Source organism: Acinetobacter yuyunsongii, from assembly GCF_041021915.1.
In the GTDB taxonomy this organism is placed as follows: domain Bacteria; phylum Pseudomonadota; class Gammaproteobacteria; order Pseudomonadales; family Moraxellaceae; genus Acinetobacter.
This window is the reverse complement of the sequence record NZ_CP157435.1, coordinates 2,485,119-2,506,517: the sequence shown is the minus strand read 5'-3', so window position 1 is coordinate 2,506,517 and position 21,399 is coordinate 2,485,119. Positions and strand designations below refer to the sequence as shown.

Annotated in this window: 17 protein-coding genes, 2 tRNA genes and 1 rRNA gene; 8 read left to right on the top strand and 12 right to left on the bottom strand. The window is 38.3% G+C overall.

The window, feature by feature from the left end; all coding sequences use genetic code 11:
• Positions 1-252: 252 nt before the first annotated feature.
• Positions 253-1,518, bottom strand: coding sequence for a glutamate-5-semialdehyde dehydrogenase (locus ABLB98_RS11960; RefSeq protein ID WP_005156167.1), 1,266 nt, complete (start codon positions 1,516-1,518; stop codon positions 253-255).
• A 344-nt stretch (positions 1,519-1,862) separates the two neighbouring features.
• Between ABLB98_RS11960 and ABLB98_RS11955 the strand changes: the two genes are divergently transcribed.
• Complete coding sequence (locus ABLB98_RS11955; protein ID WP_004660460.1) at positions 1,863-3,173, top strand: alpha/beta fold hydrolase; 1,311 nt, start codon at positions 1,863-1,865, stop codon at positions 3,171-3,173.
• Positions 3,174-3,234: 61 nt separating this feature from the next.
• On the opposite strand, the gene ABLB98_RS11950 is transcribed toward ABLB98_RS11955, so the two are convergent.
• Together ABLB98_RS11950 and nagZ are read right to left on the bottom strand one after the other, a co-directional pair.
• The gene (locus ABLB98_RS11950; RefSeq protein ID WP_348883600.1) at positions 3,235-4,077 is read right to left on the bottom strand and encodes a class I SAM-dependent methyltransferase; all 843 of its coding nucleotides are present in this window, start codon (positions 4,075-4,077) and stop codon (positions 3,235-3,237) included.
• A gap of 134 nt (positions 4,078-4,211) precedes the next feature.
• Positions 4,212-5,231 carry a beta-N-acetylhexosaminidase gene (gene nagZ, locus ABLB98_RS11945; RefSeq protein WP_005156157.1) on the bottom strand — a complete coding sequence of 340 codons (1,020 nt, stop codon included), beginning with the start codon at positions 5,229-5,231 and terminating at the stop codon, positions 4,212-4,214.
• 240 nt (positions 5,232-5,471) lie between these two features.
• Between nagZ and ABLB98_RS11940 the strand changes: the two genes are divergently transcribed.
• Entirely contained in the window at positions 5,472-7,655 is a 2,184-nt protein-coding gene (locus ABLB98_RS11940) for a carboxy terminal-processing peptidase (protein ID WP_005156156.1), read from the top strand.
• 61 nt (positions 7,656-7,716) lie between these two features.
• Here the strand turns inward: ABLB98_RS11940 and ABLB98_RS11935 are convergent, their stop codons facing one another.
• The 5 genes from ABLB98_RS11935 to hflX all read right to left on the bottom strand — a co-directional run bounded on the left by ABLB98_RS11935 (position 7,717) and on the right by hflX (position 11,344).
• Entirely contained in the window at positions 7,717-8,163 is a 447-nt protein-coding gene (locus ABLB98_RS11935) for a DUF2147 domain-containing protein (protein WP_005156153.1), read from the bottom strand.
• A 235-nt stretch (positions 8,164-8,398) separates the two neighbouring features.
• A complete protein-coding gene (locus tag ABLB98_RS11930) occupies positions 8,399-8,842 on the bottom strand; it encodes a DUF2147 domain-containing protein (RefSeq protein WP_162620852.1) in 444 nt (147 codons plus the stop codon).
• 86 nt (positions 8,843-8,928) lie between these two features.
• The gene (locus ABLB98_RS11925) at positions 8,929-9,597 is read right to left on the bottom strand and encodes an LrgB family protein (RefSeq protein WP_348883599.1); all 669 of its coding nucleotides are present in this window, start codon (positions 9,595-9,597) and stop codon (positions 8,929-8,931) included.
• A gap of 12 nt (positions 9,598-9,609) precedes the next feature.
• Positions 9,610-9,972 carry a hypothetical protein gene (locus ABLB98_RS11920; RefSeq protein WP_004660470.1) on the bottom strand — a complete coding sequence of 121 codons (363 nt, stop codon included), beginning with the start codon at positions 9,970-9,972 and terminating at the stop codon, positions 9,610-9,612.
• A gap of 43 nt (positions 9,973-10,015) precedes the next feature.
• Positions 10,016-11,344, bottom strand: coding sequence for a ribosome rescue GTPase HflX (gene hflX / locus ABLB98_RS11915; protein WP_208727996.1), 1,329 nt, complete (start codon positions 11,342-11,344; stop codon positions 10,016-10,018).
• Positions 11,345-11,700: 356 nt separating this feature from the next.
• Between hflX and ABLB98_RS11910 the strand changes: the two genes are divergently transcribed.
• Together ABLB98_RS11910 and ABLB98_RS11905 are read left to right on the top strand one after the other, a co-directional pair.
• Entirely contained in the window at positions 11,701-12,729 is a 1,029-nt protein-coding gene (locus ABLB98_RS11910) for a transposase (protein ID WP_081399852.1), read from the top strand.
• Positions 12,730-12,854: 125 nt separating this feature from the next.
• Entirely contained in the window at positions 12,855-13,667 is an 813-nt protein-coding gene (locus ABLB98_RS11905; protein ID WP_178882708.1) for a 1-acyl-sn-glycerol-3-phosphate acyltransferase, read from the top strand.
• A 16-nt stretch (positions 13,668-13,683) separates the two neighbouring features.
• On the opposite strand, the gene ABLB98_RS11900 is transcribed toward ABLB98_RS11905, so the two are convergent.
• A complete protein-coding gene (locus ABLB98_RS11900) occupies positions 13,684-15,315 on the bottom strand; it encodes a phospholipase D family protein (RefSeq protein ID WP_348882414.1) in 1,632 nt (543 codons plus the stop codon).
• Between the two features lie 102 nt (positions 15,316-15,417).
• Here ABLB98_RS11900 and ABLB98_RS11895 point away from each other — a divergent pair, with 102 nt between their 5' ends.
• Positions 15,418-16,428, top strand: coding sequence for a metallophosphoesterase (locus tag ABLB98_RS11895; protein ID WP_348882412.1), 1,011 nt, complete (start codon positions 15,418-15,420; stop codon positions 16,426-16,428).
• A gap of 48 nt (positions 16,429-16,476) precedes the next feature.
• On the opposite strand, the gene ABLB98_RS11890 is transcribed toward ABLB98_RS11895, so the two are convergent.
• The 3 genes from ABLB98_RS11890 to ABLB98_RS11880 are packed head-to-tail and all read right to left on the bottom strand — an operon-like array spanning position 16,477 to position 18,667.
• The gene (locus ABLB98_RS11890) at positions 16,477-16,956 is read right to left on the bottom strand and encodes an OmpA family protein (RefSeq protein ID WP_348882411.1); all 480 of its coding nucleotides are present in this window, start codon (positions 16,954-16,956) and stop codon (positions 16,477-16,479) included.
• 8 nt (positions 16,957-16,964) lie between these two features.
• Positions 16,965-18,188, bottom strand: coding sequence for a diguanylate cyclase (locus ABLB98_RS11885; protein WP_348882410.1), 1,224 nt, complete (start codon positions 18,186-18,188; stop codon positions 16,965-16,967).
• A 5-nt stretch (positions 18,189-18,193) separates the two neighbouring features.
• On the bottom strand, positions 18,194-18,667 hold the full coding sequence (locus tag ABLB98_RS11880; RefSeq protein ID WP_256414425.1) for a YfiR family protein: 474 nt from the start codon (positions 18,665-18,667) through the stop codon (positions 18,194-18,196).
• A 560-nt stretch (positions 18,668-19,227) separates the two neighbouring features.
• On the opposite strand from ABLB98_RS11880, the gene ABLB98_RS11875 reads away from it, so the two are divergent.
• From ABLB98_RS11875 to ABLB98_RS11865, 3 genes are all read left to right on the top strand, one after another.
• Positions 19,228-20,764: ribosomal RNA gene (locus tag ABLB98_RS11875) — 16S ribosomal RNA — on the top strand.
• Positions 20,765-20,823: 59 nt separating this feature from the next.
• Positions 20,824-20,900, top strand: a tRNA-Ile gene (locus ABLB98_RS11870).
• Positions 20,901-20,970: 70 nt separating this feature from the next.
• A tRNA-Ala gene (locus ABLB98_RS11865) sits at positions 20,971-21,046 on the top strand.
• Positions 21,047-21,399: the final 353 nt, after the last annotated feature.

The following is a 21,399-nucleotide window of genomic DNA, read 5'->3' as shown; positions in this document are numbered from 1 at the left end:
ATCTTGCTGCAACGTGTCGAGCAGAGCAATCACGTGCAATGTTTTAACATGGGTTGTCATATTGGCGAAGATAGACTTTAGCCTATACAACTGATTTATAATTGAATCTAATGATTATAGAGTGTAAATACAAACTTCTTAGGATGAATCTGTTTGTTTTGATCAGGGTTTTTGTATGGAAATATGTAAAAACACGATAAAGATCAAATAAATGAGCTTTACCGTGCAGCGTTTTACTTGGATCTAAATGCCTTATTGGCGTATTTGACCATCACCAAATACGATCCATTTCTGAGAGGTTAGACCTTCCAGACCAACTGGACCACGTGCATGAATTTTGTCTGTTGAAATTCCTATTTCTGCACCTAGACCATATTCAAAGCCATCAGCAAAGCGGGTTGAAGCATTGATCATGACTGAACTTGAATCAACTCGTGCGAGAAACTCACGTGCTAGACTAAAGTTTTCAGTAATAATCGCATCGGTATGATGAGAACCATATTTATTAATATGTTCGATTGCTTCATCCATACCTGTAACGACTTTGATTGCAAGAATAGGACCTAAATATTCAGTGTACCAATCTTCTTCGGTGGCTGTTTTAACAGACTCACCTAAGATACGTTGTGTTTCCGCACAACCTCTTAGTTCAACTTGTTTATCTGCATATAGTTCAGCAATACTTGGTAGGAAATCTTCTGCAATTTCTTCATCAACAAGTAATGTTTCCATCGCATTACATACGCCATAACGATGTGTTTTTGAGTTGAGCGCAATTGGTAATGCTTTTTGTAAATCTGCTTGTGCTTCAACAAAAACATGGCAATTGCCATCTAAATGCTTGATCACAGGAATACGTGCTTCATTCGTTACACGTTCAATCAAGCTTTTACCGCCACGAGGAACAATCACGTCTACAAATTCAGTCATTGTGATTAAATGACCTACTGCTGCGCGGTCAGGTGTGTCAATCACTTGAACAGCATGTTCAGGTAAGCCTGCAATTTGTAAACCATGCTGAATTGCGATTGCAATTGCTTTATTCGATTCAATTGCTTCTGAACCACCGCGTAGAATAATGGCATTTCCTGACTTTAGTGCTAATGATGCGGCTTCAAGGGTAACATTCGGTCTCGATTCGTAGATCATGCCGATTACACCTAAAGGAACCCGCATTTTACCCAGTTGAATACCTGATGGACGGTAAGCTAAATCCGTAATTTCGCCGATTGGGTCAACAAGTGCAATAACATCTTTTAACCCTTGTAGCATGCCTTTAAAGCGAGCAGGAGTGAGTTCAAGACGATCAAGGAGGGCAGAATCTAATTGACGTTGGTGACCATTTTGCATATCAATTTGATTGGCTGCCAAAATTTGTGCTTGATTATTTTCTAAAGCAGTATAAATTGCAGACAGAGCATGGTTCTTTAGATGCGTTGATGCGCTCATTAAGATACGAGACGCTTTACGTGCCTGAGTACCAACCTGTTGCATATAGTTTTGAATAGAATCTTGCATAGCATTTTGACGATTGCATATATTTATAATGATAGTAACAGTCAAATGCTGAACAATGAATAGGCTGAACTGATAATTCAAAAAATTATAGATTGTAAATTTTGAGTAGCTCTTTTGATTTAAAATTGAATTTACAAGCTGATTACATATTTTGAAAAATATTATTGATCTAAACAAGATAAGTGGTTAAGGAAATGATTGCGTATAAATCATGCATTTGTATAGAATGAAAAATGTATAGGATAAATGTAATACAAATTTTATAAATTTGTTAACTTGTAACTAGAACTCACTAAAAATGAGACTAATTACAGCAAAAAAATAAACAAGGATGGAGGAAGGATATGAATTCCATAATCCAAATGGACTCGGATTTAAATCATACCTACACAGGGTTTGGTTTTTTCGACATATACAATAAAAACAGTTTTAAACAACCAGCGCGTACTACATGGATAGATGGTTGGAAAATTGAATATATGGCAATTGCAGATCCTAAGACGATCTACAACACGCCAATTGTAATTGTCGGGGGCGCATTTCAAAATTTTAACTCTTATAAGTATTGTGTTGAGCAACTCTTTGAGAGTGGTCCTGTCATATTGATTGATTTACCATCAATGGGCGCAAATCAGCAGATTCGAAATGTGGATACAGGCGAGTCAGCTGGAATTCTTGAATTACCAGATTTATCAAAAATGTTGGGTCAATGGCTTGATATTGTTGGGATTGATAAAGTTTCTGTCATGGGTATGTCGTTGGGTTCAGTTGTTGCATCTTCATTTGCACACCAACGTCCTGAACTGATTGATCGTATGGTCTTGATGGGTGTGATGCAAAAAACCCGTAAAAGCTGGCGTATGTTGCTCGAGGAATCTTTACACTTGATGCGTGAAGATCGTATGGAGGAGTTTGGGCAAGCAGTTATTTTGTATCTTGTGAATCATGCCAAGCTTGATAAAACGCGGATGTCTCCAACGGCAAAACGTTTATTCTTTAGACAGATGGCAGAGTTTACTGCAACTGAACGTGAGCGTTACGAGATTAATTGCAATCGACTACTCCGTTTAAGCAATGTACCTGTTGCGCAGTGTAAAACTCTCGTTGCAGCAGGGCAGTACGATAGCTTTACTTTGCCACATGAAAATGCTGACTTTGCTTTGCAATGTAATAATATGGAATTCGCATTAATTGCCAATGCAGACCATGTTCCACAATTACAACGCCGCAAAGAAACGATGACGCTTTTTACTACGTTTTTAAAGGGAGAATCCATCGACAATCTTGATGGTATTATTCCAATGAACCGCGAACAGATGAAAAACATTGAGCGTCGTGGTGAAGAACGTATTCCTGTTTTAAAACCAGACACTAAATTATCACATCGACATTCAGATACCGAAGTAGCAGTAAAGATTGTAGATATTACGTTCTTTGGGGTGTATCTAAAACTTGATCATTTGGATCAGCTTGATTTTGTTAGCCAGCATCCACGAGATTTAGCCTTACATTTAGCTGATGAAGAAGGTGAGTTTAAAATAGAATGTTTAACATTTGAGGCAACTGAACAGGGTTTACGTATCTTGTTTAAACACGGTAGTTTCGACGTTGCGGATCGTTTATCTCGTTTTATTGAGCGTCAGAAACAAATTTAATTATTTTTTAATAGAATTTAAAAGAGAAGTGTTTTGAATTCACTTCTCTTTTTTTTGATTTTTATTTATTGGTCGCTTGAATCATCCAAACAAGATCACCGAGATGCTGTTCCTTGTTTTCTAAATGTGTTTGTTCAAAGAATTCTTTAGGTTGAAGCACTTCAACTTGCTTAAAACCAGCTTCATGAAAAAAAATCTCTACCTCTGCTGGTGTCTTAAAGTGGAAGCTAAAAGCGCTGCGTGACATTAATTTCAATAAACGACTACTATTCCAGATAATGGTTGCTAATTTATTTTGAGTGGGTTCTGGATAAAGATCGGTTAAATAATGAAGTTCTTTGAAGTCGCGGCCATAGATCGCAATTGCTTGAATAAGTTGCTGAAGTAACGGCTTTTCAAAGTAGTTAATTAAGCCTTCACTAATAATCACCAAAGGTCGTTTAGGGTCAAAGACTTTAAATACGTTTGCAAATGCTTCTGTAAATAAATCAACGGATAGGACATCATCAACATGTGGTTCAATTTGTTGTAATGCTGCTTGTTTTGTAGCGGCCATATCAGGTAAGTCAAGCTCACGATAGCAAATGTCTGGGTGATGCTGTCTAAACCACCAACCTCGTGGTGATAAGCCACATGCAATTTCAAGTACTTGTAGGTTTGGATATTGCTGAATCAATTGTTCTAAATGCGTATCAAGCATGGTATGGCGTTGTTTCAAGGTTGTTCGCATACTTCCACCAACATACTTTTCTGCCCAACTTTCAATCGGATGGACTAAGGCTGCTAGTGTTTTTCCTTTAGTTGTCGCTAATGCAGGATGGGAAATGCCCATTTGATACCAAATATAGCCGGTATAGTGTGCAGTAAAAGAAATATGGCGGTGTTTCGAAAGTTGTTGTGTCATCTGTCCTAGACTCAATTTTTTTCATTTTATTCTGTTCCCATGCACAACCCATTTGCGCGAGGAAATTGACCTATTCATTTTTAAATAGATCAATTGGAGATGGTGTGTTAAATCATCTTTTGCTTATTGGCAAGTTAAAACGAATTCTTAAAGTCTTCAATGACTTTTTTTGCGTTCTGCCAACTTTCATCTAAATTTAGTGTCGAGCCTACTTGGATGTTTGGAATTTTACCGCGCATACGCTCTAGACGTTGTTGATTTGGTAAAGCCAATTTTTGAATGCCATCTAAAGCTGTACATGCTGCTGTTCGATCATTACACACTAATCCCATATCACAACCCGCATTTAATGCCGCTTGAATACGTGCATCAGCACCACCAGCAACACATGCAGCTTGCATACTCAGGTCATCAGAGAATAGGACGCCGTCAAATTTAAGTTGCTGACGTAAAATATTTTGTAGCCAGAACGGAGAGAAGCCTGCTGGGTTTGGATCGACTTGATCATAAATCACATGCGCTGGCATCAGTGCATCAAGTTGAGGCATCAACTTGATAAAACTTTGCATATCTTTGTCGTAAATTTCTTGATATGAGCGACTATCAATCGCCGCAGCGACATGTGAATCAGCTTTTACAGAACCATGTCCAGGGAAATGTTTTCCAGTTGTCGCCATGCCTGCTTGTTTCATTCCACGCATAAAGGCATCAGCTAGTGGAACGATGTCTTGCATATTTTTAGCAAAGCTTCGATCACCAATCACATCACTAATATCATTGAGATCTAAGACTGGAGCAAAACTAAAATCAATACCTACAGCGAGAACTTCAGTTGCCATTAACCAACCACACTGTTGGGCTAACTCAATTGCTTGTTCGGGATGATGTACATAATGTTCACCAAGTCGCCCCATTGCAGGTAACAAGGTGAAGCCTTGTCTTAAACGTTGAACACGCCCACCTTCTTGATCGACAGCAATCAGAATATCTGGACGGACTTGGCGCATATGATCAGTTAAAGCACGAACTTGTTGAGGAGACTCAATATTTCGTGCAAATAAAATCATGCCACCGACTTGCGGAGCTTGTAATAGTTCAATATCTTCTTGAGTAAGTTCTGTGCCAGCAACGTCTAGCATCAATGCGCCGATCATATAGATTCCATTTGAATTTTGATGTAAAAAAAGCGATAGCTAAATTGTGCAATGATTTGCTACATTTTGTCAGTACAGAATATGATAAAACTACATGATATTGATGATAAGTGCTTGTTGGTCATTTATTTATAATGATTAACCTGTACTACAGTTTGGTAAAAATATTGAATGAAATATGTTCATATTGATTGTACTAGCATGTAATAATTGCCATATCCAAGGAAGTACCAAAATTTTATGAAACTTCAAATGATAGCGTGTGCAGTTGCAATCGCGACTGGTGGTTTATTTTTTTCTCATACAATGAATGAGGCATTTGCGGCAACGGAAGCTCCTGTTGTTTCAACCGTGATCAAGCCATCACAAGAACAAGCATTGGTCGCACGTCAGTTGGCAACATTAGTTGATCGTCAGCATTATCTGAATATGCGTTTAGATGCTGCGACATCAAATCGTATTTTAGATATGTATTTGGACAGCTTAGATCCAGATCATTCATTATTTCTGAGCAGTGAAGTTTCAGAATATAAAAATAAATATGGTTCAAATTTTGGTAGCTCATTAAAAGCAGGAAACCTAACTGGACCTTTTGCGATTCATGCCCAATATCGTGAACGCTTGAAACAATTCTACGAATTTATGTTGGCTGAATTGAAGAAGCCACAAAATTTACAGCAAAAGGGTGTTTACCTTGATATTGATCGCGAAAAAGCGCCTTATTTTCAGACTTCTGCCGAGCAACAAGCACATTGGCAGAGAATGTTGGTGTCTCAGCTAATTAATTTAACGATTAGCAAAGAAGAAGAGCAAGCGAAGCAAAAGGCTTTGAAAGCTGATCCATCGCTTGCAAATGGTCAGGATTTAACTGGTCCAGAAGATTTAACACCAGTACAAACGCTGACAAAACGTTATACGCGCCAGCTTGAACGTATTGGTCGAGTAAAGAGTGATGATGTTTTAGATAAAACATTAAATGCAATGTTGGCAACTTACGATCCACATAGTAATTATTACCCTCCTATTGATGCGATGGAGTTAAATCGCCAGACCACATTGCAACTTGAAGGCATTGGGGTATCCATTCGCCCAGAACGAGGCAATGAAGATTACACCAAGATTGAAACCATTGTTGAAGGTGGGCCAGCGAGTAAATCTGGTCAAATCAAATCAGGAGATCGAATCATTGGCGTTGCCCAAGACGGCGAAAAAATGATTGATGTCATTGGTTGGTCGAGTTCAGAAATTGTTGGATTGATTCGTGGTAAGCGTGGAACTAAAGTAACGGTTCGCTTACTCGGTGCGGGTGCTTCCATGAGCCAAGCACGTAATGTGAGTTTAGTCCGAGATGTGATTCAGGAAGAGGATGCGGGTGTTCGCTCACGTACAGTTGAAATTACACGTGATGGGAAAAAACATCTTTTCGGTGTGATTGAAATTCCATCTTTCTATTTTGATTATCGTTCACGTCGAGCTGGTACAGAATATCGTTCAGTTTCTGAAGATACAGCAAAAGCATTTGAATCGCTCAAAGCAAAGAAAGTAGAAGGTGTTCTGGTTGATTTACGTAATGACCCAGGTGGTTCATTAGAAGAAGTTGCTCGTATGCTGGGTCAGGTGATTAAGTCTGGTCCAGTCGTACAAATTCGGGATGGCAATGGCAATGTGAATGTCTTTGAAGACACTGATGGCGGAGAGCAAATTTATGCTGGGCCAATGGCAGTGCTTGTTAACTTAGCCTCTGCATCTGCGAGTGAGATTTATTCTGCTGCAATCCAAGATTATGAGCGCGGTATTATTATTGGTAGTACCACGACAGGAAAAGGCACCGCTCAGGTTCAATTAGACTCCTTAGCACATGGTCAGGCAACGTTAACTCAACGCAAATTCTATCGTGTTACAGGTGGAAGTACGCAGAACAAAGGCGTGATTCCTGATATCAAACTTGTTGATATTTACAATGAAGAATTTGGTGAGCGTAAAGCTAAAAATGCATTGAAATGGGATACCATTCCAACAGCTCCTTTCAAGCGCGAAGGTTCTGTGCAACCGTATATTGCTAAGCTTACCCAATCTTCTGAACAGCGGGTGAAAGCTGATTCACAATTTAATTATTTAGAAGCCCGAAAACTGATCGCACAAAAAAGTTCTGATCAGAAGAAAGTTGAGTTAGATATTGCTCAACGTCGAGCTGAGCTAATTGATTTAGAAAAGCAAACACTCAATGCTGAAAATCAGCGTCGTATAGCGACAGGTCAGGCACCTTATGCCAACTGGGAAAGCTATCAGGCTTCGATTGATGCATTAATTGAGTCACGTGCCAAAATGAAAGCTTATGCACGACCAGCATTGCCTGAAGAAGAAACCTTTATTACAGAAGCTGCAAATGTTTTGATTGACTACGCAAAGTTACAAAGCCATTAAACTACAGTTATAGCAATATAAAAAAGCCCTTAAATTGAGGGCTTTTTTATTGATTAGATTTTTAGTTATTCACACGAATCCAGATTTGACTACGACCCAATACTGATACGCCAACATAACCTCGTAGATGTAACCTTTGTCCATTGTTACTTAACTTTGCTGCGAGACTATACATACGACCAGTGTTTGGATCTAAAATTTTTCCATCTGCATAAGACAAATCCTTTTTATACTTCAGCTTAGTAATTACATTTAAGCCTAAGATGGGTTTGTTCGTGTAAGGAGCAGGGCAACCCGTACAGAATTCTTTTGGTGTATAACCTGTTCGCGGGGTAATTTTAATAACTTTACCAATATAAGTTCCATCAGCTTCTTTGATAATTTCAACCTGTCCTTTAGGCGCTCCTGTTACATCGTCAACGCTTTGCCAAGTACCTACGATATCTTGTGCAAAAGTCAGATGGCTAAGACTAAATAAGAAGAAAAACGTAATGAGTTTTGTGTACATGTCTAAGCTACTCAGCCACTATTATTGTCTCTCTATTATTTCGGATTTTTAATCCTAGATTCAATTATTATTTTACAATTGTGTATTTTATTAATAATTGAAATTTCAAGGAATTTTTTAAAATTTAATAAAAAAACACCCTTAATTCTGAAAGAAATAAAGGTGTTTTATAGTGCTAAACCGTGATCAATTTGATCCAATATAGATGGTCGGCGTGATTATGTCGTTTTAAAATTTATTCATCGCGAAGCCAAATTTGATTACGACCTAATGCAGATACGCCAACATAGCCTCGCAAATGTAAGCGTTTGCCATTAGAACTTAATTTTGCTTTCATACTATAAACTTTGCCAGAATTTGGATCTAGAATACGACCATTAACATAGTTCAGCCCCTCACCTTGTTTTAGGCCTGTCATCACGTCTAAGCCTAAAATAGGTTTATTGGTATATGGTGCTGGGCAGTCTACACACGTTTCTTTTGGTGTGTAACCCGCACGTGGAGTAATCTTTACAATCTTACCCGCATAAGTACCGTTCGCTTCTTTACGAATTTCGACTAAAGCTTTTGGTGCACCAGTTTTGTCATCGATACTTTGCCACATACCTGTAATATCCTCTGCAAAGCTTAGACTACTCATTACAGATAAAATCAACGCACCGAATAATTGTTTTCCCATCATTAAAAATCCTTTTAACGTTTGAACTTTCATTATGTAGGATTTTTGATAACTAGTTCAATATAAATTGACATCTTTGTGACAAATTAAGAAAGAGACAAAATAAAAGTGGGTAGCCATATAGCAGTAAACACACCATTCACAGCCATACCAAAAGCGGCATAACGACCTGTAACAGGACCTCGCTGCCATGCTTGTGCTGTACCAATTGCATGAGCTGCCAAACCTAAAGCTAAGCCTGAAGCCCGTTCATCATGGATATGTTTTAAAATCCACGGAGAAAATGCGGCGCCAATGACTCCAGATAAAATCACAATCAGTGATACCATCATCAGAGGAGCGTGTAATAGTGTGGCAATATTCAGAGCAATTGGCGTCGTTACAGCTCGGGTTGCAAAAGCCATAATTGTTGGTTCTGACATGTGTAATAAATATGCAAGCCCCATCGGCAATGCAACTGCACTGATACTTGCAAAACACAAAATGCCAATCATCGATTTAATTGGTAAATCATCATAACGCATTGCAGCCAGTGGAATTGCCAAAGCGACAGTCACATAACCAAGCAAATGATTAAAGACACCATTCACATTATTCATGTACTGTTCATAAGGAATACCCAAAATTGCGAGTAGTCCGATCACAATAAACATCGCAAAAACAATTAATGGAATCTGTGGAATTTGTTTGTTTAAAGGTTTTGCGATGAGATAACTGATTAAGGTAATCACGAATCCATATATAACCATTAACATATTCATGAACTCCTATAACCAACGTTTCGCCATTTTGGCGTAAATCCACAATGGCAATAAAGTACTCAAGGTTAAGACAAATAAAAAGATTGGAATTTCTTTGCCTAAATGTACCAACATGATCAAAGAGCCAGCACAGATTGGCAAAAATGCAAAAGCACTTTCTTTCATGATTTTGTTGTTGGTATCTATAAGGCGATTGGAGATTTTTCTAAATCTTCTCCAAATTAATAAAGTTGCAAGTAAGCTGATCAGTCCGACGAGATTACCTAATTCTGGGTGATGAAAGACCGTGGTAATAGCAACAGCACCTTCACGAAATACAATAATTAATAGAATCGTGCAAAACCAGGCTGTCCAATCAATTTCTTTCATCTTTTTTCTAACTCTCACTTATAAACGATTATTACATTGATGCTTACTTTTCAAATTCTTCCAAAGGCCTGTGAAATAAAGCTGCTTGGTTTCCAAGAATTTCATCTAATGGTAGATGTGCTTGTTTGATTAGTTGATGCAATTTTTGTGGAGCAATACAAACTGATAAATGCAAATCACCTTGCTCATCATATTGTTCAGTTTGAATGACATTCAGTGTATAAAGTTGTGTGCGTAGTTTACCGTAAGCAGGTTTGAGAACTAAGTCGAAATGTTGTAACTGTCCCATGAGGCATTGTTGAACAGCTTGGCTTAGTAAATCCAATCCCTGCCCAGAATGCGCAGAAACATAAACGCGATCAGGTAAATCCGCTGCTTTATAAATAATTTTTGCCGTATCACCGCTGAGATCAATTTTATTGTAAACATGAAGAATTGGTGCATCGGCTCCAATTTCTTTCAGTACAGATTCTACTGCTTCAATTTGTTCAGGCATGTTGGGGCTACTGCTGTCAATTACATGCAAAAGCAAGGTCGCTTCTAGTGTTTCTTCTAAGGTCGCTTTGAAAGATTCAACCAAATCATGCTGTAAATTTCTTACAAATCCAACCGTATCTGCGAGTACGACAGTACCAATACCATCCCATTCTAGACGACGTAAGGTTGGATCTAGTGTTGCAAAAAGTTGGTCTGCTGCATAGACATCACTTTGGGCTAAAATATTAAACAGTGTCGATTTACCGGCATTGGTATAACCAACCAAAGAAATCGTTGGAATTGCTGCTTTTTGGCGTGCGGCACGACCTTGTAATCGCGTCTGTTGAACTTTAACCAATTTGTCTTTCAGTTGGGTAATACGTACTTTGATGAGTCGGCGATCAGTTTCAAGTTGTGATTCACCAGGACCACGTAGACCAATCCCACCTTTTTGTTGTTCTAAATTACCTGTGAAGCCTCGAATTAAGCGCGTTGATAAATGCTTAAGTTGGGCAAGTTCAACTTGTAATTTTCCTTCGTGTGTACGGGCTCGTAATGCGAAGATATCTAAAATAAGCCCTGTACGATCAATCACACGACATTTTAAGATTCTTTCTAAATTACGTTCTTGAGCTGGTGAAAGAGAGTGGTCAAAGATAACTAATTCAGCTTCTAGCTGCTGAACTAATTCTGCGATTTCATCAACTTTACCTGAGCCAATAAAAAATTTAGGGTCTGGTTTATTTCTTTGTACAGAAATATGTTCAAGAATTTCAGCACCAGCGGATTGAGCGAGCAATCGAAACTCTTCAGCATCAAGGTCATCGAGTAACTGCACAGAAACACTGACTAAAATTGCTCGTTCACCACTTTGTTGCCGCTCAAAAAATTCCACGCTATTATCATATCCTGAGTATTGAAGCCTTATTCTAGAATAAACTTCAAGCAAAGGGCAAAGGCTTCATGGATTTATATGACATGGTGGTGAATAAGTTTGATAAAACCAACGAGTGTGCCGATATATAAAATTGACCAGCCCAAAAATATTCTTAAAGCATAGCCATAAGGAATATTCACTTGATTATGAGATGTTGTGTGTTGAGGATTCATCATATGACCTCTTAATTTATTAATTCGATCTATTTATAATATTTAATTTAAAAAACCTTTTAAAATTGAAAATAATTATATTCACTAGGACTTACGCATTGACGGATTCAAAAAAGTATTAAAATAGTTTATAAAGTATCTGTGATCAGACGAACTAAACATGCTTCTACAGCAACTTGTACATTACCCATTTATATGGGCTTTCTCATGACAGAACCGAACTCTATTAGCTGCACACAACTTGCCGAGACTTATAATATCTCGCATGATAGTGTAAATCGCTTTCTGGAGCGTGAAGACTACACACCTCACGACCTATATCAAGAAGCAATTCAACATATTGATAATAATAAACTTATAGTCAGTATTGATGATACTGTTTTAGATAAACCATATAGTCAACATATGGACTTGGTTAGCTATTTTTGGTCAGGCAAACACCACCGATCCGTCAAGGGGATTAATCTCATTACCCTGTATGCGACAGATCAGAATGGTCAAAATATTCCAATTAATTTCCGAATTTATGACAAATCTGAGGGTAAAACCAAGAATGATTACTTTATGGATATGTTAAGTGAAGTACTTAGTTGGGGTGCAAAGATTCAATTTATTACAGGTGATAGTTGGTATTCATCGACTGGAAATCTAAAAACCATAAGAAAATATGGTATTCGATTTATGTTTGGTATCGACTGTAACCGTAAGGTTTCCCCAGAAAAAGGACAATGGTTTCAACTGCGTTTATTGCCAGATTTTCATCAGGGTCAAGTGGTCTGGCTCAAAGATTTTGGCTTTGTACAATTATTTAAGACTCAGTTAAAAGAACAGCAGAGGTTTTATATTGTGCATCAAGATGAAGATGATTTATTGTCCTTTGAGGGTTTTCATGAATTACATTCAAGTCATTGGAAAATAGAGCAATATCACCGAGTGATTAAACAGGTTTGTCATATTGAAAAGTTTCAAGTAAGACGATCTAAACTGATTTTGAATCATATTTTTGCAGCCTTGATGGCCTACGTCGAGATACAAAAGAACCAGTTTGAGCGGATCTTTGAAAATGTATATCGTTGGCAGAAGAAATTATTTAGACCAATCATCAAAGACTTCATTGATGACTTTATTCTCGATAAAAATCATCTCCTACCACAGAGAATCTATAAATAATAGTGCGTAAGTCCTATTCACATTCGTTTTTTCTCATGGTGGTAACTTTTATAAATAGATACGGGCATGATATAAGTGAGCTAGTTCAATGCAATGTGCATACATGCGTACGGTTTTAATGATTTATGACTCAAGAAGCAACAGCAGCAAATAACACACCATTAAATTTCATCTCTAAATTGAGCTTGTATAGTAAAAAATTAGCCTCAGGTCTAGAAACAATTGGTGAAGGTTTTTATCTCATTTATCGACACGGGTTATACAAAGACCCGAATAATCCAACGAATACGCGTTATGTTCAGTATTTTTGCCGCCGTTTATGCGAAGTTTTTAATATCGAAGTGCAGATTCATGGCACTATTCCACGAGAACCAGCGCTTTGGGTGAGCAATCATATTTCTTGGTTAGATGTTGCTGTACTTGGCTCTGGAGCACGTATTTTCTTCTTAGCAAAAGCAGAAGTCGAAAAATGGCCCATTTTGGGTAATTTAGCAAAAGGCGGTGGAACCTTATTTATTAAGCGAGGTTCTGGTGACTCAATCCGAATAAAAGAACAAATTACAGCGTTTTTAAAACAAGATATTCCAGTTTTGTTTTTTCCAGAAGCCACAACCACAGATGGTCGTCAGGTCAAAAAAGTACATGGGCGCTTATTGGGTGCTGCGATTGATGCGCAACGTCCAGTTCAAATTTGTGTGATTTGCTATGTCAATCAACAAGGTGAATTAGATCTGGTCGCACCATTTATTGGTGAAATGTCTTTTGCAGAACATGTGCAACGTGTTTTAGAAATGCCAAAAGTTACCGCTCATTTATTGACCCTACCTGCAATTCCTGTAACAGGCCATACGGTAGATAGCTTAACTAAAGAAGTTGATCGTCAAATGCGAGCAGGGCTGCTTGAGTTACAAAGCAAAGTTTTAAATACTCAGCCATAACAATACTCGCTTTAAATTACATAAAGCCTTCAATCGGCAGCCATGAAATAATTTTCAGTCCTGCCTTTTGCCACCATTTCATTCGAGGTTCTTTGGTGTAGATGACAGCACCTTGTGGTGTTTCACGTCGCCATGTAATTTTTTTATTGGCATCTAACACTAATTTATAGGCATATTTACTTAGATTTTGATCCATAGTCGCATGAACAGCTTGCGCTAAAGATGGGCTATCTAAAAGCACGCCAATTTCAGTGTTCAGATAAGCAGAGCGTGGGTCAAAATTGAATGAACCAATAAAAACTTGCTTTTCATCTAGCGCCATCAGTTTGGCATGTAAACTGGAACGGCTTAGTCCTTTGATATTTACTTTTGCTTTCTTCGCGAGTTCTTCGGTATGTTTATCGAGATCATTTTTATTTAATGCGGGGAGAAACTCATATAGCTGTACACCATGCTCCAGTAAATCCTGACGATATTTCCCATAAAATGCATGAACAACAGCGACATCATTTGCCTCAAATGAGTTCGTGAGCACTCGTACCTCGATTCCATCTTTTGCAAGATCGTTGAGAATTTTAGCCCCCTTTTTTTCAGGGACAAAGTAAGCTGAGATGAGGTCAATATTTTTTTCAGGTTGTTCTAAACGATTAATCAATTGGAAATTAAGGTGTTCTTGTTTTTTGGCTTTTGATTTAATTTTGTCAGGAGAGTCTTTTACAACTTCAGCTTTTACCCAGTTTAAAGGAATATCCCGACTGATAATTGAATCAATTGCCTGTGAGTTGCCAGTCAAATCAAGATAATTCTGTACCGTTGCTCTATTATAATGCTCATCAAGTTGCTGTTTTAGGCTCTCATAGCTCAAGCGATGAGCATTTTGATTGACAATTTCCCTTACATCGTAAGCGTAACTATGATTCCAGTATTCGTCAAAAGATTGTGAAATGTCATTGACCGCTTTGCCAACCAACATCACATCGACATCAGAAAACTGATAGTTATCACTCACGTTGTAGTATTGATTCGTCATATTACGTCCACCAATCAAGGCAACTTGTTGGTCTGCAATAAAACTTTTGTTATGCATTCTGCGGTTGATACGTTTTAAATCTAAAACCATATCAAGCGCACGGTATTTGCGAAAACGATAGGGATTGAATAATTTAACTGCAATATTTGGATGCTGTGCCAGAGCTAAGAAGATTCCTTCAGTTTTCTTTGCATTGTTATCATCAATAAGTAATCGAACTTTGACACCACGATCTGCTGCGCGAATCAGCGCATGCAAAGCAAGAGCACCTACTTTGTCATTGTCCCAAATATAATATTGCAAATCTAAAGTTTTCTCGGCCTTATCAATTAAACGTAGTCGTGCTGCTAACGCTTCTAGGGGTTCAAATAAAACGTGATAACCCGTCAATCCAGGATTTTGTTGTTCTAAAGGCTGAATGATCTGAGCCAAAGTTGTCTGATTTATTTCTAATTGTTGAATGTTAGATTGTTGTATTGGCTCTATTTTATGTTTAGGTAGTGTGCTGCATCCTGTGATTGTGATCGCAATACTGCAATAAATCGCAAGCATACTTTTATTGTAAGTAGTTGTACTTATTTTTGTATGTTTACGATTTAGATGAGAAAATTGCGTCATAATCTTTACTGATTAAAAGTTGGACTTGAGTATAGCATTTCATCAAAAATTATAAATATGAGATGCGATGTATGCCCTAATGTCAGATTAATGAGAGTGGTAATGTCGAATTCGGACACAGTTATATTAATTTTCTATATTATTTTTATTGTTCTAGCCTTGTGGGCATTCGCTCAGGCATGGACTCATCAAGCAAGAACTGAAACGATTCATCCTTTTAAAGCTTTTGTACATCTAGCTACATTTTATCTTTCTTATTTGTTAGTTCCTCTCTGGTTTTTTAGCTTGTATGCAGGTTGGTCTGAGTTTTACAGTTTACATCAAAGTATTTTTGTTTTCCTTTTAACGAGCATATTGATTTATGCACGATTTATTGAACCACATATGGTTCATGTTAAACATCATCAATACCGTTTAAATCCAGATCGTGATTTTATTCAACCAGTTAAAGTGGCCTTGATTGCAGATATGCATGTGGGATTATTTTCTGGTCATGAACGTCAATTAAAAAGCATTGTTAAAAAGTTAAATGAAGCTAAACCAGATATTGTAGTGGTTGCAGGTGATTGGACTTATGAACCTGAGAATCGCTTAATTCAGGAACTCTCAGTACTAAAACAAATTCATGCCCCTGTATATTCTGTCCCCGGTAATCATGATGAGCAGTATCCTGGTCCACCTATACAGACATTATTAAAAGATGCATTAGAGCAGAATAATGTGATTGATATAGAAGGGCAGATTATCGATTTTGATGAGTTTCGCTTAATTGGAATTGGTGATTTGTGGGCGGGTAAAGCAAATATGCGATTTATGCCAGACTTACTACAAGATAAACCATGGCTCATTTTATCTCATAACCCTGATACAGTAGATATGGTGCCAGCATTACCTACACGACCATTAATGCTTGCTGGTCATACACATGGAGGGCAAATAGAACTTCCTTGGGTTACAACATATATTATGAAAAAAGTGTCTATCTTGGGGCACAAAAAAGGTTTTTATACACATGAACACGCTGATGTATTTGTAACGGTTGGGACAGGTATGGTTGGCGTTCCATTTCGATTTAGGGTTCCACCGACGATTGATATTATTGAACTCATATAAATTAATAAAAGCCAACTTTAAAAAGTTGGCTTTTTAAAAATTTGCAAGTTAAGAAATAATAATAATCGTAACTCTGCGATTATTCGCGCGGTTCTCATCAGACGTATTGGGCACGAAAGGTTGGCTTGCACCACGACCAATCACAGTGACATTATTTGGCTTGAAACCCTGATGAATAAAAATCGAAGAAACGCTTTGAGCGCGTTCTTCAGACAATTTCTGGTTATACTCAGGATTACCAATATCATCAGTGTGACCCACAACTTTTAATTTTTGCAGATCATATTTGTTCAATTGATTGGCAAGACGAACGATTTCTCTTTGATGTTCAGGTTTGATATCTGCTTTGTTAAAGTCGAAAAGTAAACGTTCAGGCAGACCAAGACTCCAACCTTCTTCTGTTAAAACGAAACCTTCTTTTTTTAGCATTTTGACTTGACGATATTTCAAAGGACCAAAACTTAAACAGCCAGCCAATATTAGGCAAAGTAATGCTACAAAGGAGATCTTGAAAGTGTGAGTGCGCATAACATGTCCTAAATTTCTGGTTTATAAAGAAACCAATGTGGATTTAAATTTTTAGCTTTATACATTGCTTGATCTGCTTGCATGACTAAATCATCTGGATTGTCTGCAAACTGTGAAAATGCAATCCCTAAACTAAAGCTAAAATGGATAAGTTGTCCGTTAAAATCCAAAGGCTCATCACAACTTGCTAGTAAACCTTCAGCGATTGTTTGTAAATGATCAGAATGATGGATGGTATGCAAAATGATTGCGAATTCATCACCACCCAAACGAGCAATAAAGTCTTCTTGTCTGACAGACTGCATTAATCGATTTGCCATTTCTCTTAATACCGCATCACCAGCAAGATGACCATAATGATCATTAATTGCTTTAAAGTTATTATTATCTATGAAAATCAGTGCTGAATTGTGACGAAATTGATTATTTTTAAAAATATTGAGCAGTTCTTCATAAAAATAGTGTCGATTAGCTAAACCTGTGAGCTGGTCATGGCGAGCTTGAAATGAAAGTTGTAGATTCTCTTTCTGTAAATGGGTATGCCAAACTTGTATTTCTTCTAAGAGCTCATTAAATACCGTATTAAGATTTTGAAACTCTTTAATGTGGTTATTTGGAAAACGTAAGTTGTAAGCTTTTTGGTCACTCACTAATTGAGCAATATGGGTTAATGGTTTGATCGCTTGCATGATTTGGCGATAGGTAAGATTAACCGACCATAACAGTGCAATCACAATAAAAAACATTGATATGGCTAGGCCAATAATGATGGTTTTTAAGAAATGTAAAATATTTTCTGAGCTGCCATATAAAACTAATTCGCCGACTTGTTTCTTATGATGAATAACCGTCAGTTTGATTGGATCATGTAGAAACCATTTATCTAATACGCTTTGTAAAAATGATGTGTGGTCGATTTGCTTGTTACTTTCTGCTAATAATTTATGCTCTGGAACATAAACATGAATACTACGAATCGCATGTTCTGTTGTGTAGTCCGCTAAAATTTGATCAATTGCTCCTTTGTCCTTGAAGACAACAGCGGGCTGGATTCGTTCAAGTAGCGTTTGACTTAATAGTTGTAAATTTTGTTTGGCGTGCGTTTCCATTGTGAATATGGAAATTGTTGCAAAAGTACAAGAGCAAATTAAAAAAGTAATTGCAAAAATCGTAAATTGAGATTTACGGAATAAAGCATGTAGCGAAGTAGATTGATATAAATTCGAAATCACTTTAATTACTCCGTATTCCTCGCCAAGATTAAGACTCGGGGGTCGATATGAACTTTGGAGTAACTCAAAGCATCTAGATTTATTTTAAATCTAGAAGAAGTCTTTTTGTTGTATAAACAGAAAATACTGCCAATTTCACATGCTGGATTATTAATGCTTAATGACAGTAATGAACGCGATGGATAAGCTTGAATCAAGTTTTGTTGTTGTTGCGGTGTTGTTGTTGAGAAATACACAACATGACATTCTGTTTTTTGAAAATCTTTTGAATTAACAGCTCGTACCTGATAATCATACCCAAGTTGTTTAATATTGGATTGAAATTGCCTCGAAGCCTCAGCATTATCTATTACACAAATAATTGGGTGAGATGTATTCGACCACTTGCTATAACTCAATATGGTTAATGCTAATTCATAAAAATTATGATTTGAAATGGCGTAACAAATCTGACTCGTAGCGATCAAGGCTAAAAGCAACAGTAATTGTACTTTTTTACTAATAAACCGTATTTTCAATCAAAAATGCCAAAAAATTTGAAGCAAGAGATACATTCTACTTAACTTAATTGTTTAAAAAAAGTTCTTATCGATAAAGAAAATAGACAAAAAGCAACTGAGTTGGTTTAAAAAACGTCCACTTAAATAAAAAGATTAGGAAAGGGGGTTGTGTTGGGTGGGGAATGGTGTAGAATGCACATCCATCGGCGGTGATGCAGATAAAAACTTGTTGAGAAACAAGGATTTGGCTAGATTGGTTAGGTTCTTGGGTTGGTTGGTGAGTTTTAAGAATATCGAAATTACCTGTTGACTTTAATTTAGATTAGAGTAATATAGCCGACCTAGCTTGATGATGACGAATCATCGAGAAGATCATTAAGAGAATAGAAGAACAACTTGTGTGGATTTTTACTGGTTGATCGATCGAAAATATTTCATTGATTGAATGGTAGAAATTACTCGAAGTTTATTTGAGCGAATTTTTAGTCAGAAAATTGATGAGCCAGATTTAGTACTTTTAGTAAAGTACAAATGATTTTAAACTGAAGAGTTTGATCATGGCTCAGATTGAACGCTGGCGGCAGGCTTAACACATGCAAGTCGAGCGGAGATGAGGTGCTTGCACCTTATCTTAGCGGCGGACGGGTGAGTAATGCTTAGGAATCTGCCATTTAGTGGGGGACAACATTCCGAAAGGAATGCTAATACCGCATACGTCCTACGGGAGAAAGCAGGGGATCTTCGGACCTTGCGCTAAATGATGAGCCTAAGTCGGATTAGCTAGTTGGTGGGGTAAAGGCCTACCAAGGCGACGATCTGTAGCGGGTCTGAGAGGATGATCCGCCACACTGGGACTGAGACACGGCCCAGACTCCTACGGGAGGCAGCAGTGGGGAATATTGGACAATGGGCGGAAGCCTGATCCAGCCATGCCGCGTGTGTGAAGAAGGCCTTTTGGTTGTAAAGCACTTTAAGCGAGGAGGAGGCTACCTAGATTAATACTCTGGGATAGTGGACGTTACTCGCAGAATAAGCACCGGCTAACTCTGTGCCAGCAGCCGCGGTAATACAGAGGGTGCGAGCGTTAATCGGATTTACTGGGCGTAAAGCGTGCGTAGGCGGCTGATTAAGTCGGATGTGAAATCCCTGAGCTTAACTTAGGAATTGCATTCGATACTGGTCAGCTAGAGTATGGGAGAGGATGGTAGAATTCCAGGTGTAGCGGTGAAATGCGTAGAGATCTGGAGGAATACCGATGGCGAAGGCAGCCATCTGGCCTAATACTGACGCTGAGGTACGAAAGCATGGGGAGCAAACAGGATTAGATACCCTGGTAGTCCATGCCGTAAACGATGTCTACTAGCCGTTGGGGCCTTTGAGGCTTTAGTGGCGCAGCTAACGCGATAAGTAGACCGCCTGGGGAGTACGGTCGCAAGACTAAAACTCAAATGAATTGACGGGGGCCCGCACAAGCGGTGGAGCATGTGGTTTAATTCGATGCAACGCGAAGAACCTTACCTGGCCTTGACATACAGAGAACTTTCCAGAGATGGATTGGTGCCTTCGGGAACTCTGATACAGGTGCTGCATGGCTGTCGTCAGCTCGTGTCGTGAGATGTTGGGTTAAGTCCCGCAACGAGCGCAACCCTTTTCCTTACTTGCCAGCATTTCGGATGGGAACTTTAAGGATACTGCCAGTGACAAACTGGAGGAAGGCGGGGACGACGTCAAGTCATCATGGCCCTTACGGCCAGGGCTACACACGTGCTACAATGGTCGGTACAAAGGGTTGCTACCTAGCGATAGGATGCTAATCTCAAAAAGCCGATCGTAGTCCGGATTGGAGTCTGCAACTCGACTCCATGAAGTCGGAATCGCTAGTAATCGCGGATCAGAATGCCGCGGTGAATACGTTCCCGGGCCTTGTACACACCGCCCGTCACACCATGGGAGTTTGTTGCACCAGAAGTAGGTAGTCTAACCGCAAGGAGGACGCTTACCACGGTGTGGCCGATGACTGGGGTGAAGTCGTAACAAGGTAGCCGTAGGGGAACCTGCGGCTGGATCACCTCCTTAACGAAAGATTGACGATCGGTAAGAATCCACAACAAGTTGTTCTTCGAAGATGTATCTGAGGGTCTGTAGCTCAGTTGGTTAGAGCACACGCTTGATAAGCGTGGGGTCACAAGTTCAAGTCTTGTCAGACCCACCACTACTGACGAAGTGATGAATAATCACAAGCTGCTAGATAAAAAGATATGTCGTTCATTAAGTGATAAGCTGGGGACTTAGCTTAGTTGGTAGAGCGCCTGCTTTGCACGCAGGAGGTCAGGAGTTCGACTCTCCTAGTCTCCACCATGAATTAAAAGAGTTTGTAAAAACGAAATTAATTCAAAGCTAAATAGATTATAGAGTTTAATGAATAAAAAGATTAAGTAATTGATCTTGGTTTATTAATCTCTGTGATTTATCACAGTTTACTGCAAGCTGACGAGGCTGTAGTTAATCATTAACAGATTAGAAAATTGAGTCTGAAATAAATTGTTCACTCAAGAATTTAAGTTGATCGAAGTAATTTGATTGATTTAAACATATTGAGAACTAGCAAAAACACTGAATCAAGCGTTTTGGTATATGAATTTAGATTGAAGCTGTACGGTGATTAAGTTCACGAAGCAACAAACTGGATGAGAGCGATGTAAGTTGAAAAA

Bases quoted from the DNA above. Each gene is read 5' to 3' on its own strand.
- ABLB98_RS11960 (WP_005156167.1), bottom strand. From the start codon at position 1,518: ATGCAAGATTCTATTCAAAACTATATGCAACAGGTTGGTACTCAGGCA.
- ABLB98_RS11955 (WP_004660460.1), top strand. From the start codon at position 1,863: ATGAATTCCATAATCCAAATGGACTCGGATTTAAATCATACCTACACA.
- ABLB98_RS11950 (WP_348883600.1), bottom strand. From the start codon at position 4,077: ATGACACAACAACTTTCGAAACACCGCCATATTTCTTTTACTGCACAC.
- nagZ (WP_005156157.1), bottom strand. From the start codon at position 5,231: ATGATCGGCGCATTGATGCTAGACGTTGCTGGCACAGAACTTACTCAA.
- ABLB98_RS11940 (WP_005156156.1), top strand. From the start codon at position 5,472: ATGAAACTTCAAATGATAGCGTGTGCAGTTGCAATCGCGACTGGTGGT.
- ABLB98_RS11935 (WP_005156153.1), bottom strand. From the start codon at position 8,163: ATGTACACAAAACTCATTACGTTTTTCTTCTTATTTAGTCTTAGCCAT.
- ABLB98_RS11930 (WP_162620852.1), bottom strand. From the start codon at position 8,842: ATGGGAAAACAATTATTCGGTGCGTTGATTTTATCTGTAATGAGTAGT.
- ABLB98_RS11925 (WP_348883599.1), bottom strand. From the start codon at position 9,597: ATGTTAATGGTTATATATGGATTCGTGATTACCTTAATCAGTTATCTC.
- ABLB98_RS11920 (WP_004660470.1), bottom strand. From the start codon at position 9,972: ATGAAAGAAATTGATTGGACAGCCTGGTTTTGCACGATTCTATTAATT.
- ABLB98_RS11905 (WP_178882708.1), top strand. From the start codon at position 12,855: ATGACTCAAGAAGCAACAGCAGCAAATAACACACCATTAAATTTCATC.
- ABLB98_RS11900 (WP_348882414.1), bottom strand. From the start codon at position 15,315: ATGACGCAATTTTCTCATCTAAATCGTAAACATACAAAAATAAGTACA.
- ABLB98_RS11895 (WP_348882412.1), top strand. From the start codon at position 15,418: ATGTCGAATTCGGACACAGTTATATTAATTTTCTATATTATTTTTATT.
- ABLB98_RS11890 (WP_348882411.1), bottom strand. From the start codon at position 16,956: ATGCGCACTCACACTTTCAAGATCTCCTTTGTAGCATTACTTTGCCTA.